Source organism: Burkholderia sp. NFPP32 (assembly GCF_900119325.1).
Taxonomy (GTDB): Bacteria; Pseudomonadota; Gammaproteobacteria; order Burkholderiales; family Burkholderiaceae; genus Burkholderia; species Burkholderia pyrrocinia_C.
In genome coordinates, this window is record NZ_FPJP01000033.1 from 20,584 (window position 1) to 32,489 (window position 11,906).

The window sequence follows — 11,906 nt, forward strand, 5'->3', positions numbered from 1 at the left end:
GCGAACGCCGCTCAGACGATCCGCATCGCACCCGCACGCTCGAACGCGTGCCGCGCCTGGATCAGCGTCGTGCGCGCCGCGCGCGCATCGCTGGCGACCTGCAGCAGCGGGCCGAGCTGCGACGGCTGCTTCAGCAATTCGCGCAGGATCGGCAGGATCGCCGTGCTGCCGTCGTCGCGCAGGCCGGCCGTCGCCGCGCGCGGCAGCGTGCGCCACGCCGGATCGACGATCGCGCGGCACACCGCGAACGGCACGCCGCGCGCGGCCGCGAAGGCCGCCGCGATGTGCGACTCCATGTCGACGGCGAGCGCGCCCTTCGCGTGGTGCAGCGACGCCTTTTCCTGTTCGCTGACGACCGGCGCGCCGACGGCCGCGATCGTGCCGCGCGTGACGCGCGCCCATACCGGCGTGTCGTGCAGCGCGGCGACGAGCCGCGCGCTCCAGCCCGTATCGGTCTCGACGCGGCCGAACGGCCCGTCGATCGCGTTCGCGATCACGAGCGCGCCGGGTTCCAGATCGGGCGCAAGCCCGCCCGCCGTGCCGAAGCTCACGATGCCCGCGCAACCGTGCGCGGTCGCGTCGGCCAGCGCGCGCTCGAGCCGGTCGGCCCGCGCGGCGAACACGGCCTCGACGCCGTCGCCGCGCGCGATGCGTGCCTCGAACGCCATCCCCGTCACCGCGATGACGGGCAATGCGCCGTTGTGCCGTGATGCGCCCACGCGTTACATCCCGACCGTGACGCGCGTCGCGTTGTCGCGCTTCAGGTTGCGGTAGCGCGCGAGCGCCCACAGCGGGAAGAACTTGCGATAGCCGTGGTAGCGGAGGTAGAACACGCGCGGGAAGCCCGTCGCCGTGAAGCGCGTCTCGTCCCACAGACCCTCTTCGTTCTGCTCGGCGATCAGGTAATCGACGCCGCGCGCAACGGCCGGGTTGTTCACCTCGCCGGCCGCCATCAGGCCGAGCAGCGCCCAGGCCGTCTGCGACGCCGTGCTCGGCGCCTGCTCGAACCCGCGGTAGTTCAGCTTGTAGCTGTCGCCGTCCTCGCCCCAGCCGCCGTCCTTGTTCTGGATCGACAGCAGCCACTGCGCGCCGCGCTTCATGCACGGGTCTTCAGGCCCGAGGCCGGCCGCGTTCAGCGAGCACAGCGCGGTCCACGTGCCGTACACGTAGTTCATCCCCCAGCGGCCGTACCAGCTGCCGTCCGGCTCCTGCTCCTTCAGCATGTAGTCGAGCGCGCGGCGGGCCGGCTCGCTGTTCGCGGCCGTCTCGCCGAGCTGCGACAGCATCGACAGGCAGCGGCCCGACACGTCGGACGTCGGCGGATCGAGCAGCGCGCCGTGATCGGAGAACGGGATGTTGTTCAGGTAGTACTGAGTGTTTTCCGGTTCGAACGCGCCCCAACCGCCGTCGCTGCTCTGCATGCCGACGACCCATTCGCGTGCGCGCGCCATCGATTCGCGGTACGCGTCCGACTGCCTGAGCTTCTGCGCGCGGTCCATCGCCATCACGACCACGGCCGTATCGTCGACGTCCGGGTAGTGCGCGTTCGCATACTGGAACGCCCAGCCGCCGGGCCGCACGTTCGGGCGGCGCGAGATCCAGTCGCCGCGCACGTCGAGGATCTGCAGCGGACGCAGCCAGTCGAGGCCGCGCAGCACGGCTTCCTCGGCGCGCGCATCGCCGGTTTCGAGCAGCGCGTGCGCCGCGAGCGACGTGTCCCACACCGGCGACAGGCACGGCTGGCAATACGCTTCGTCCTCCTGCACGACGAGCAGCTTGTCGAGCGCCTTGCGCGCGATCGCGCGGTTCGGATGATCCTCCGCGTAGCCGAGCACGTCGTACATCATCACCGCGTTGGCCATCGCCGGATAGATCGCGCCGAGGCCGTCCTCGCCGTTCAGGCGCTCGTCGACGAACGACACGGCCTGGCGGATCGCGCGTTCGCGCGTATAGCTCGGGAACAAGCCGTCGACCGCGCGCAGCGCATGGTCGACCACACGGAAGAACGCGAACCAGCCGGCGCTCTGGTGACCCTGGCGCGGCAGCAGCCCGGCGTTGACGGGCGGATCGACGAACAGCTCGTCGATGCGCACGCCGCGCGGGTTCTTCGCGAGCGGGCGCTTCGCGTTCAGCACGAGCAGCGGCACGATCACGGTACGCGCCCAGTACGACACCTTCGACAGGTGGAACGGGAACCATTGCGGCAGCAGCATGATCTCGACCGGCATCATCGGCACCGCGCGCCACGGAATCGCGCCGTACAGCGCGAGCTGGATGCGCGTGAACACGTTCGACATCTCGGCGCCGCCCATCGCGTGGATCGCACGGCGCGCGCGCTGCATGTGCTCGGCGTTCTCGTCGTCGCCGATCACCTTCAGCGCGAAATACGCCTTCACGCTCGCGCTGATGTTCGGCGCGCCGTCGGTGAACAGCGGCCAGCCGCCGTCCGCCTGCTGGATGCGGCGCAGATACCGGCCGATCTTCTGTTCGAGCTCGAGGTTCGGCGTCTCGCCGAGATAGTGGACGAGCAGCACGTATTCGGCGGGAATCGTCGAATCGGCTTCGAGTTCGTAGACCCAGTGTCCGTCCGCGTTCTGCGCAGCCAGCAGCGCGTCGGTCGCACGCGCGACGGCCGCGTCGACGCCGGCCGGCGCGATGCCGGCGGACAGGGTAGCCATTTCGGTGAGATCGTTCATCGGTCCCTCTCTTATTGTGTCTGGAGCACGTCCGCGGCCAATTGGCCGGAACGGATCGCGCCCTCGATCGTGGCGGGCAAGCCGGTGGCAATCCAGTCGCCCGCCAGCACAAGATTGGTCCAGCGCGTACGCACGGCCGGACGTTTCATTTCCTGCGACGGCACCGCCGCAAAGCCCGCGCGCGGCTCGACGACGAGCTGCCACGCGGGGATGGTTTCCGGCTTCGCGCCGGTCACGCGCGCGACGTCTTCCCAGATCCGCCGCGCGAGCGTGTCGTGCGGCATGTCGAGCCAGCGGCCCGCATCGCGGATCGTCGCCGCGAGCTGGCCGCCGCCGGCGCGCACCGCATCGACGACGCCGTTGACGACGGTCGTCTGCAACGGGCTGCCGGCCGGCGGCTCGGCCGCGAAATACGCGGTCACGACCGCGCTGAATGTATCCGGCGCGGTGAGTTCGGGTACGAGCGGCAACGCGACCTCGGGCGGCACGGCCAGCACGACCGCGTCGCCCGGCGCGAGATCGACGCGCTCGCCGCCGATCGCGACCGCATCGATCGCATTGCCGTGCGCGCCGAACTCGAACGCGTCAGCCCGCGAGTTCAGCCGGATCTGCGCGCCGCCGTGCTGCAGCATCCGCAGCGCCGGTTCGACGAATGCGCTGCCGAGCCCGTGGCGCGCGACGAGCGGACGGCAGCCGGGGCCGCCCGCGGCAAACGTGCTGCACAGCACCGCGCGCGCGAGCTCGGCACTCGCGTGGCGCGGCTCGACGTTCAGTACCCCGAGCAAATACGGCCGCAGCCAACGATCCCACAGCACGCCGTCGCATCGCATCGTCTGTGCGAGCGAGCGGCCCGTGCGCGCGAACGCGAGCGGGGCGAGCGCGAGGTAGTCGAGCGGCGTCGTGCCAGGCGCACGCGACGCGGCGTCGAACAGCCACGACGGCCAGCGCCCGTTGCCGAAGCGCAGCGTCCAGCGCTGCTGCGACGCGACGTCGACGACCGGAAATTCAGGCAGCGCGGGCCCGACCAGCTGATCGGCCGCGCCGATCGCGCGCAGGTAGCGCTGCGTTGCCGCCTGCCCCGCGAATACCACATGCAGCCCGCTGTCGAGCGTCGTGTTCAGCGTCCCGTCGAACCACGATCGGCAGCGGCCGCCCGCATGCGCGTGCGCATCGTGCAGCACGATGTGCCGCCCGCGGCGTTGCAGCTCGACCGCGGCCGACAGGCCCGCGAGTCCGGCACCGATCACGTGGACGGTTCTGGGCATCGACTCGGTCGACTCAGAACAGCGCGTAGCGCGCGGCGATCATCAGCATGCGCGCTTTCGGCTTGCGCAGCGGGGCGCGCGGGGCGGCAAAGCCGCGTGCGATCGCGGCTTCGAGAATGCAGCGATACGCGCCCGACATGATGCGCGGCGCCTTCACCTGCGCACGCGGGCAGGTATCCATCACCGCGTCGGCCTGGCGGAAGTGCTCGAGCGAGCGCTCGACGAGCGTCGCGCACACGCGCGGCAGCGCCGGATCGCGCACGATCGTCGCCGGATCGGCGATCGCGATGCCTTCGCGCGCAAGCAGCTCGCGCGGCAGGTAGCAGCGGTTGATCGCCGCGTCGTCGTCGATGTCGCGCAGGATGTTCGTCAGTTGCAGCGCACGACCGAGGTGGTGCGACAGCTCGATCCCTTCGGCTTCCGGCATCCCGAATATCCTCACCGACAGCCGCCCGGCCGCGCTCGCCACGCGATCGCAAAAGAGGTCGAGCGTCGGCTCGTCGGGCGCGCAGATGTCTTCTACCGCGTCCATCGCCATTCCGTCGATCATCGCGTGGAAATCGTCGCGCTGCAGGTTGAATGCGCGGATCTCGCGATCCAGCGCGGCCAGATGGCGCGGCGGGCGGCCCGCGAAGCACGCGTCGATGTCCGCACGCCAGCGATCGAGGCCCGCGGTGCGCTCGGCGCGCGGCAGGTCGCTGTCGGCGATGTCGTCGACCGCGCGGCAGAACGCGTAGACCTGGAACATCGCATCGCGCTGCACGGCCGGCAGGATGCGCATCGCAAGATAGAAGGAACTGCCCGATGTGACGGCAGCGGCGTCGGTTTCTTGTTCGTCCACGACGGAATTGGAAACGGCCAAGACAAGCTCCACGGAGACACCCACGCGGGGCGATTGAAGAAGCCATGCCCGGCTGGGATGGTCAGGGTGTCAATGCGTGCGAGATATGCGAACGATCGACGCAGACAGGCACAAATTACCGGCCGGAAGCCGGAATTGGGCGAAAGTATAGCAATCTTTGAAGTTCGATGGCGGACACGCGCCATGTCCGGCGGGGCGCCGGGGGCCGTTGGCAGGCCGGCGCGGCCGGCCTCGGCGGGAACGGGCGCCACTCGACACCAGCGGGCGCCGGCGGCCCGTCAGCCGTAAACGATATCGCGCTGCAGGTCGAGCGCAATGAGCCCCATTTCGCGGGTGAGCTGCAGCATCGAGCGGCGTTCGAGGCGCGAGCCCATGAAGCTCGTCACGCGGCCGTCGGGCTCCACGGTGAACTGGAATACCGCGCCGCCCGTGCCGAACCACGCGCCCGGCACGTCGGGCGACTCCTGCCAGTCGATCTGCTCGAACACGCGCGCGATCCCCGCGCGCACCAGGTCGCCCGGGCCGATCGGCGGCGCAATGTCGCCCAGGTCGTCGAGCGAATAGGGGCCGGGTTTGTCAGGCTTCCGGTAGAAGAGATAGTCGACGTTCATGGGGCGCAATCGCGAGCAAAGCAACAAATTAGCGCGCTTCGGCTCAAATTCATATCGGATCCGGACGAAATGTGGCCTGCGCGAGACAAGAGGGACGGACCGCTGTCGATAACGCGATCGCACCGTGCGTTCGCGCTTGGACGCGCACGGGTTCGTCTAAGATGACAGCTTTCCCGAAAAAACACGAACACCCCATGGAGACGAACATAACCGCCCCCCAGCAGGCCGACCACCCCGTGTTCGTGCTCGTGCATGGCGCGTGGCACGGCGCGTGGTGCTACGCGCACGTCGCTGCAGCGCTGGCCGCGCGCGGCTACCTGTCGATCGCGCGCGACCTGCCCGCGCACGGCATCAACGCCCGCTTTCCCGCGTCTTATCTCGAACGGCCGCTCGACAAGGACGCGTTCGGCGCCGAGCCGTCGCCGGTCGCGAACACGACGCTCGACGATTACGCGACGCAGGTGATGCAGGCCGTCGACGACGCGTATGCGCTCGGCCGCGGCAAGGTCGTGCTGGTCGGGCACAGCATGGGCGGCCTCGCGATCACGGCGGCCGCCGAACGCGCGCCGGAAAAGATCGCGAAGATCGTCTATCTCGCGGCGTTCATGCCTGCGTCGGGCGTGCCGGGCCTCGACTACGTGCGCGCGCCCGAGAACAAGGGCGAGATGCTCGGCGCGCTGATGCTCGCGAGCCCGCGCGTCGCCGGTGCGCTGCGCATCGATCCGCGCAGCGGCGACGCCGCGTATCGCGACACGATGAAGCGCGCGCTGTACGACGACGCACCGCAGGCCGACTTCGAGGCCGTCGCGAACCTGATGACCTGCGACGTGCCGGCCGCGCCGTTCGCGACCGCGATCCCGACGACCGCCGCGCGCTGGGGCGCGATCGACCGTCACTACATCAAGTGCCTGCAGGATCGCGTGATCCTGCCCGCGCTGCAGCAGCGCTTCATCGACGAAGCCGACGCGTTCGCGCCCGGCAACCCGACCCACGTGCACCAGCTCGACAGCAGCCATTCGCCGTTCGTGTCGGAACCGGCCGTGCTGGCCGGCGTGCTGGCCGACATCGCGAAAAGCTGAGCGCGGCACGCGCGGGGCGAAGCCGCTTCGCGCGATGCGGGGCGGGCGCGCCTACGCGTAGGCGACCGAACGATCGCGCCCGAGCCGCTTTGCGCGATAGAGCGCGGCGTCGGCCTCGTTGACGAGCACGTCGCAGGTCGGCGCGCCCGTTTTCGCGCACGCGCCGCCGACGCTCGCCGTCACCGGCACGCTGACGCCCTCGGCATCGACCGGCGAGCTGCCGATCGCGTCGCGCACCTTGTCGGCCACCAGCATCGCCTCGTCGAGACTCGTGCACGGCAGCAGCAGCGCGAATTCCTCGCCGCCGAAACGGCCGAACGTATCCTGCGCACGCACGATCGACGCGACGCGGCGCGCCGTCTCGCGCAGCACGGCGTCGCCGGCCGCATGCCCGAAGCGGTCGTTGATCGTCTTGAAGTGGTCGAGGTCGAACAGCAGCACCGACATGTCGCCGCCGTAGCGCTGCCAGCGCGCGAATTCGTCGCCGAGCCGCGCCTCGAAGAAGCGCCGGTTCGCGATGCCGGTCAGGCCGTCGCGATTCGCGTGTTCGCGCAGCTTCGCGACCGCTTCCTCGCGCTCGCGCTGCATCACGCTCACATGCGTGACGTCGGAAATCGTCACGCACACGGCCTCGACCTCGCGGCCGCGCGTGAGCGGCATGAACGTGCAGTCCTGCTGCATGTAGTCGACCCCGCCGGTGATCGGCCGGTCGTGCTCGAAGCGGAACAGGTAGGGCCGCTGCTCCCACGAGCTGAACGCGAAGCTGCCGAGCTGGAACACGCTCTCGAGCTTGCGCGACAGCCATGCGCGCGGCAGGTCCGGAAAGCAGTCGAACAGGTTGCGGCCGATCACGTCGGCGGCCGGGATGCCACTGTGGTCCTGCATGAAGCGATTCCACATCAGCACGCACATCGAACGGTCGAGCACGAACAGGCCGAAGCCCACCCGCTCGATCACGAGGTCGCTCAGCGACGGCGCGGCGGCCGTCATAGCGCGGACAGCAACGCGTCGAGCGCGTCGCCCATCAGCCGGATCGAATCCTCGGCCATCAGCATCACGAAGTGGGCACGGAACGCATGATCCTCGAGCCCGAAGTTCACCTCGAGCAGCAGCGCGACACTCCACGCGAGCTCGGGCGGCTGGAATACGTCGTCGAACGACACGTTCGAACCGAGCAGCCCCGGCGGAAAGAACACGGGCTTGCGGCCGAGCTCGTCGAGGATCGACGCGACGCATGCGCCCATCAGCACGTTCGCGACGTCGAACATGAGCTCGTCCGGCGTCGCCATCCCGCCGTACACGCCGTCGCCGAACGTGCGGTCGACGATCGTCATGAGCCGCGCGACGCCCGCGCTGCGGCACAGCACGATCGCCTCGCCCTTGATGTCGGAACGGAAGCCCTGGCGCACGGCGGTCACGTTGTCGTGAATGCCCGTCATCTCGCGCAGCGCGTCGCCCGCGTCGGCCGCTTTCACGACGCGCACGCGCGGCACCGACAGCTCGATGAAGCGCCCGAGCAGCAACGCAAGCCGCGCGGCGGCGCGGCCCATTGCAAGGTTGGCGATTTCCTGCAACGCGTCGCGTTGCTCCGCCGTGAACACCGATTCAGGCATACAACCCATACTCCTTGAGAATGGGCAGCAATGCGTCCGACGTCACGGGCTTGGCAACGAATGCGATCGCGCCCAATTCGCGCACGCGTGCTTGCGCCTGCGGCTGGATATCGGCGGATACCACGATCACGAACGTGTTCAGATCTTCGTGGCGCAGTGTTTCCAGGACCTGATATCCGCTCATGTCGGGCATCGTCAGGTCCAGAAACATCACGGAAGCTTTGCCGTCACGATAGAGCGCCAGGGCCTCGCGACCATTCGCTGCATACGCGACGTCAACGTCCCAGTCTCCCGGCAACGCCTTTGTCAGAAGTTTGCGAGCGAGCAGCGAATCGTCGGCAATTACAATCGGCAAAGGCATGGGGCGATGCGGTATACGGAGTGGTCTCTCTCGCGTTAACGGCCGCGCGGCGCACTTCTTGAGGCGCCATGCGTTCGGGCGCAGGCAACCGCCTGGCGGCCGTGCTCGGGCGCCGCGACGCAGGTGCGCGCGACGCACCGCGCGGCGAACGCCGGCGGGCGCATATATCTGTCATAGGGAAAGCAAGGCGCGATTCTCGGAGTAAACCGAAGTCGGTGCAACTCGCCATTTTCACCATTTCGAACAGAATCGATCCGATCGCGCGTCATTCCGAAAACAGCTCCGACCATTTTCGAGATAAGTACGCAAAATTTTTCCTTGTGTACGTTTGCGCTGCCGGATTCGTCGCGTTTTCAATCCGACAATTTCCCCCTGTCGGAATCGACGGGATCGTGCTCGTACGGCGCGGTGCGGCGGGCCGTCGCAACTCGTTTATGATGGCAGGCACCTCTGCCTCACCCGCTGCTTCGATGACGTCCGACCGGCCTGCCGACTCCCACGCCCCCGCCTCCGCTCCCGCCGACGACTGGCAGGACGACGGCACCTATGCGGCCGGTGCGCCCGAGCACGATTTCGCGGTCCGCCGCGTGACGCTGATCGTGCTGCTCGTCGCGGCGATCGTGCTGCCGTGCATCTACGTGGTGGTGATGGCGTACAACGACCTGAAGGCGCGCGAGGCCGCCGCGAGCGACGTGACGATGCGCACCGTACGCGTCGCCGAAGAGCACGCGCTCAAGGTGTTCGACCTGAGCGAAACCCTCGATGCGCGCATCGTCGATCTCGTGCAGGACATGGACGACGCGACCGTACGCAACAGGGAATCCGACATCCACGAAGCGCTGAACACGATCGGCGGCGGCTACCCGCAGGTGGCCGCCGTGTCGATCTTCGGCGCGAGCGGGATGCTGCTCGCCAACAGCCTCTACTATCCGGCGCCCTATGCGTCGATCGCGAACCGCGACGACTTCGCCGGCATCCGCGACGGCAAGGTCATCGAACACATCTCGCGGCTGATGATGGGGCCGCTCAAGCTCGAGAACATTCCCGTATTCAACACGGGCGTCGCGCGGCGTCATAGCGACGGTTCGTTCGCCGGGATGGTGTCGATCGCGCTGAAATCGTCGTATTTCAACGCGTTCTACCGCGACCTGCTCGGCGGCGCGAGCACGCCGATGACGATGGCGCTCGCGCGCTCGGACGGCGCGGTGATCGCATCGTATCCGCCGCCGCCGTCGCTCGCGCATACCGATCGCACGGCCACGTTCGGCGACGCGCGCAACGATCCGCGCGCGGGCGTCGTGCGCGTGCGCCACGACGGCGCAAGCAGCGAGATCGTCGCGTACCGCCAGGTCGGCAGCTATCCCGTCTATGTGTCGTGCGCGTACCGCACGTCGGCGATCTGGCATGAATGGTACGAACACCTGAGCGTGCTGTTCATCTCGATGTTCGCGCCGTCGATCGCGCTGTGGTCCGTGATCTGGCTGTCGCTCAAGCGGCTGAAGGCGGAAGAGGAGGCGTGGGACCGCTGGCAGGCGGAGGCGTCGATGCGGCGCTCGATCGAATCGGCGTACCGGCAGTCGCGCAAGATGCAGGCGCTCGGCAACCTCGTCGGCAGCGTCGCGCACGACTTCAACAACCTGCTGATGATCATCTCGAGCAACGTGCAGATCGCGCGGCGGCGCGGCGTCCAGCATCTCGACAAGGAACTCGGCGCGATCGAACGCGCGCTGAAGAACGGGCAGTCGCTCACGCGCCAGCTCCTCGGCGTCGCGCGCAAGCAGCCGCTGCACAACGAGACGATCGACATCGGGCAATGGGTCGGCACGTGCCGCGAACTGCTGAAGACGTCGCTCGGTTCGAAATCGTCGCTGGTCGTCGCGATCGAGCCCGGCGTCTGGCCGATTCGCGTCGACGTTGCGGAACTCGAGCTCGCGGTGATCAACCTCGCGGTCAATGCGCGCGACGCGATGGCGACCGGCGGCCGCTTCACGGTCGGCGCGCGCAACGTGACGCTGCGCCGCGAGGACGGCTTTCCGCTGACCGGCGATTTCGTGCAGATCTCGCTCGACGATACGGGTTCGGGCATGGCGCCCGACGTGCTTGCGCGCGCGTTCGAACCGCTGTTCACGACGAAGGCGCAGGGGATGGGGACGGGGCTCGGGCTGCCGCAGGTGTTCGCGTTCTGCGAACGCTCGGGCGGCCTCGCGACGATCGACAGCGCGGTCGGCGCCGGCACGTCGGTGCGCCTCTACCTGCCGCGCGCGCGTGCCGAGGACGTCGTCGTGCGGCCGCAGGCCGTCGTGCAAGACGCAAGCGCGCTCGCCGGACTGCACGTGCTGCTCGTCGAGGACAACAGCGAAGTCGCGGCCGGCACCGAAGCGCTGCTTTCGCTGCTCGGGCACCGCGTGACCTATGCACCCACCGCCGACGACGCGTTGCGCCTGATCGAAGGCGCGGCCGCGAACGATGCGTTCGACCTCGTGATTTCGGATATCCACATGCCGGGCCGCCTGAACGGCATCGACCTCGCCGAAGCGGTCGAGAAGCGGCCGGGGAAGCTGCCCGTGATTCTCGTCACGGGTTATGCGGAGGAGCTCGACCGCACGCGCACCGTCAACGTCCGCGTGCTGTCGAAGCCGTTCGACATCGCGCTGCTCGACGAGATCCTGCTGGGCATCCGCGAAGCGCGCGACGCGCGACACACCGGCACGTAACCCGCTGCCTGCGGGCCGGCGCCGACGTCGGCGGCCTGAACGGCCGCCGCGATCAGGCCGGCGTCGTCAGGCCGCCTTCAGCAGGCGCACCCAGCCCGCGTAGCGATCGACGAAGCCTTGCAGGAACTTGCGGGTGTCCTCGCTGACGATCTGGCCCTGCTCGTCGATGCGCGCCGGGTCGTGCTTGATGAACATCTCGGGCTGCCCGAGCGTCTTCACGTCGAGGTACGCGAGCACGTTGCGCAGGTGCTGCTGTGCGAGCGCGGTGCCCGTCGCGCCCGGCGACGTGCCGAGCACCGCGCCCGGCTTGCCCGACCACGAGTTGGAACCCCACGGGCGCGAGCCCCAGTCGAGCGCATTCTTCAGCACGCCCGGAATCGACCGGTTGTACTCGGGCGTGACGAACAACAGCGCATCGGCGGCTTCGATCGACTGCTTGAAGCGCTTCGCGACTTCCGGGAAATCCGCGTCGTAGTCCTGGCTGTACAGCGGCAGTTCGCCGATCTCGACGAACTCGAACGAAAAATCGGCGGGGGCGAGCGAGATCAACGCGTGCGCGAGTGCGCGGTTCGACGAAGCGCGGCGCAGGCTGCCGACGACGACCGCAATACGATAGGACATGACGTTCTCCTTCCGGTGAGTGAGGAATCGGATCGATTGCTTCCGAACAGGTGACAAAGGTCTGTTTATAGGCAAGCCAGCCCG

General features: G+C 68.5%; 11 protein-coding genes. 2 read left to right on the plus strand and 9 right to left on the minus strand.

The annotated features are described in order from the left end of the window. Nucleotides 1-11 precede the first annotated feature (11 nt). The 5 genes from BT264_RS34125 to BT264_RS34150 form a co-directional block, all read right to left on the minus strand. Nucleotides 12-668 carry a phosphorylase gene (locus BT264_RS34125; protein ID WP_371287138.1) on the minus strand — a complete coding sequence of 219 codons (657 nt, stop codon included), beginning with the start codon at nucleotides 666-668 and terminating at the stop codon, nucleotides 12-14. A 54-nt stretch (nucleotides 669-722) separates the two neighbouring features. After that, a complete protein-coding gene (gene shc / locus BT264_RS34130; protein ID WP_072444942.1) occupies nucleotides 723-2,696 on the minus strand; it encodes a squalene--hopene cyclase in 1,974 nt (657 codons plus the stop codon). Nucleotides 2,697-2,707: 11 nt separating this feature from the next. Further along, on the minus strand, nucleotides 2,708-3,961 hold the full coding sequence (gene hpnE / locus BT264_RS34135) for a hydroxysqualene dehydroxylase HpnE (RefSeq protein ID WP_072444944.1): 1,254 nt from the start codon (nucleotides 3,959-3,961) through the stop codon (nucleotides 2,708-2,710). Nucleotides 3,962-3,974: 13 nt separating this feature from the next. Further along, entirely contained in the window at nucleotides 3,975-4,823 is an 849-nt protein-coding gene (hpnD, locus tag BT264_RS34140; protein WP_072444946.1) for a presqualene diphosphate synthase HpnD, read from the minus strand. A gap of 278 nt (nucleotides 4,824-5,101) precedes the next feature. Next, nucleotides 5,102-5,434, minus strand: a complete 333-nt coding sequence (locus BT264_RS34150; protein ID WP_034181517.1) for a hypothetical protein — start codon at nucleotides 5,432-5,434, stop codon at nucleotides 5,102-5,104. Nucleotides 5,435-5,628: 194 nt separating this feature from the next. Here BT264_RS34150 and BT264_RS34155 point away from each other — a divergent pair, with 194 nt between their 5' ends. Further along, nucleotides 5,629-6,513, plus strand: a complete 885-nt coding sequence (locus BT264_RS34155; protein WP_072444948.1) for an alpha/beta fold hydrolase — start codon at nucleotides 5,629-5,631, stop codon at nucleotides 6,511-6,513. A 51-nt stretch (nucleotides 6,514-6,564) separates the two neighbouring features. On the opposite strand, the gene BT264_RS34160 is transcribed toward BT264_RS34155, so the two are convergent. Genes BT264_RS34160 through BT264_RS34170 form a run of 3 tightly spaced genes read right to left on the minus strand, consistent with a single transcriptional unit; the run spans nucleotide 6,565 to nucleotide 8,487 of the window. After that, entirely contained in the window at nucleotides 6,565-7,503 is a 939-nt protein-coding gene (locus tag BT264_RS34160) for a GGDEF domain-containing protein (protein WP_072444950.1), read from the minus strand. Then, entirely contained in the window at nucleotides 7,500-8,126 is a 627-nt protein-coding gene (locus BT264_RS34165) for a chemotaxis protein CheC (protein WP_034181514.1), read from the minus strand. The genes BT264_RS34160 and BT264_RS34165 overlap by 4 nt, the downstream gene beginning before the upstream one ends. After that, nucleotides 8,119-8,487 carry a response regulator gene (locus BT264_RS34170; RefSeq protein ID WP_034181513.1) on the minus strand — a complete coding sequence of 123 codons (369 nt, stop codon included), beginning with the start codon at nucleotides 8,485-8,487 and terminating at the stop codon, nucleotides 8,119-8,121. The genes BT264_RS34165 and BT264_RS34170 overlap by 8 nt, the downstream gene beginning before the upstream one ends. 470 nt (nucleotides 8,488-8,957) lie before the next feature. On the opposite strand from BT264_RS34170, the gene BT264_RS34180 reads away from it, so the two are divergent. Further along, nucleotides 8,958-11,201 (plus strand): hybrid sensor histidine kinase/response regulator, encoded by a 2,244-nt coding sequence (locus tag BT264_RS34180; RefSeq protein WP_072444954.1) that lies wholly within the window; start codon nucleotides 8,958-8,960, stop codon nucleotides 11,199-11,201. A gap of 66 nt (nucleotides 11,202-11,267) precedes the next feature. On the opposite strand, the gene BT264_RS34185 is transcribed toward BT264_RS34180, so the two are convergent. Continuing rightward, nucleotides 11,268-11,822: an NADPH-dependent FMN reductase gene (locus BT264_RS34185; protein WP_072444956.1), complete on the minus strand. Its 555-nt coding sequence runs from the start codon at nucleotides 11,820-11,822 to the stop codon at nucleotides 11,268-11,270. Between the last annotated feature and the right edge of the window lie 84 nt (nucleotides 11,823-11,906).

What these genes read in the sequence shown, in the direction of transcription:
- BT264_RS34125 (WP_371287138.1), bottom strand. Translation starts at nt 668, where the DNA reads ATGGCGTTCGAGGCACGCATCGCGCGCGGCGACGGCGTCGAGGCCGTG.
- shc (WP_072444942.1), bottom strand. Translation starts at nt 2,696, where the DNA reads ATGAACGATCTCACCGAAATGGCTACCCTGTCCGCCGGCATCGCGCCG.
- hpnE (WP_072444944.1), bottom strand. Translation starts at nt 3,961, where the DNA reads ATGCCCAGAACCGTCCACGTGATCGGTGCCGGACTCGCGGGCCTGTCG.
- BT264_RS34150 (WP_034181517.1), bottom strand. Translation starts at nt 5,434, where the DNA reads ATGAACGTCGACTATCTCTTCTACCGGAAGCCTGACAAACCCGGCCCC.
- BT264_RS34155 (WP_072444948.1), top strand. Translation starts at nt 5,629, where the DNA reads ATGGAGACGAACATAACCGCCCCCCAGCAGGCCGACCACCCCGTGTTC.
- BT264_RS34160 (WP_072444950.1), bottom strand. Translation starts at nt 7,503, where the DNA reads ATGACGGCCGCCGCGCCGTCGCTGAGCGACCTCGTGATCGAGCGGGTG.
- BT264_RS34165 (WP_034181514.1), bottom strand. Translation starts at nt 8,126, where the DNA reads ATGCCTGAATCGGTGTTCACGGCGGAGCAACGCGACGCGTTGCAGGAA.
- BT264_RS34170 (WP_034181513.1), bottom strand. Translation starts at nt 8,487, where the DNA reads ATGCCTTTGCCGATTGTAATTGCCGACGATTCGCTGCTCGCTCGCAAA.
- BT264_RS34180 (WP_072444954.1), top strand. Translation starts at nt 8,958, where the DNA reads ATGACGTCCGACCGGCCTGCCGACTCCCACGCCCCCGCCTCCGCTCCC.
- BT264_RS34185 (WP_072444956.1), bottom strand. Translation starts at nt 11,822, where the DNA reads ATGTCCTATCGTATTGCGGTCGTCGTCGGCAGCCTGCGCCGCGCTTCG.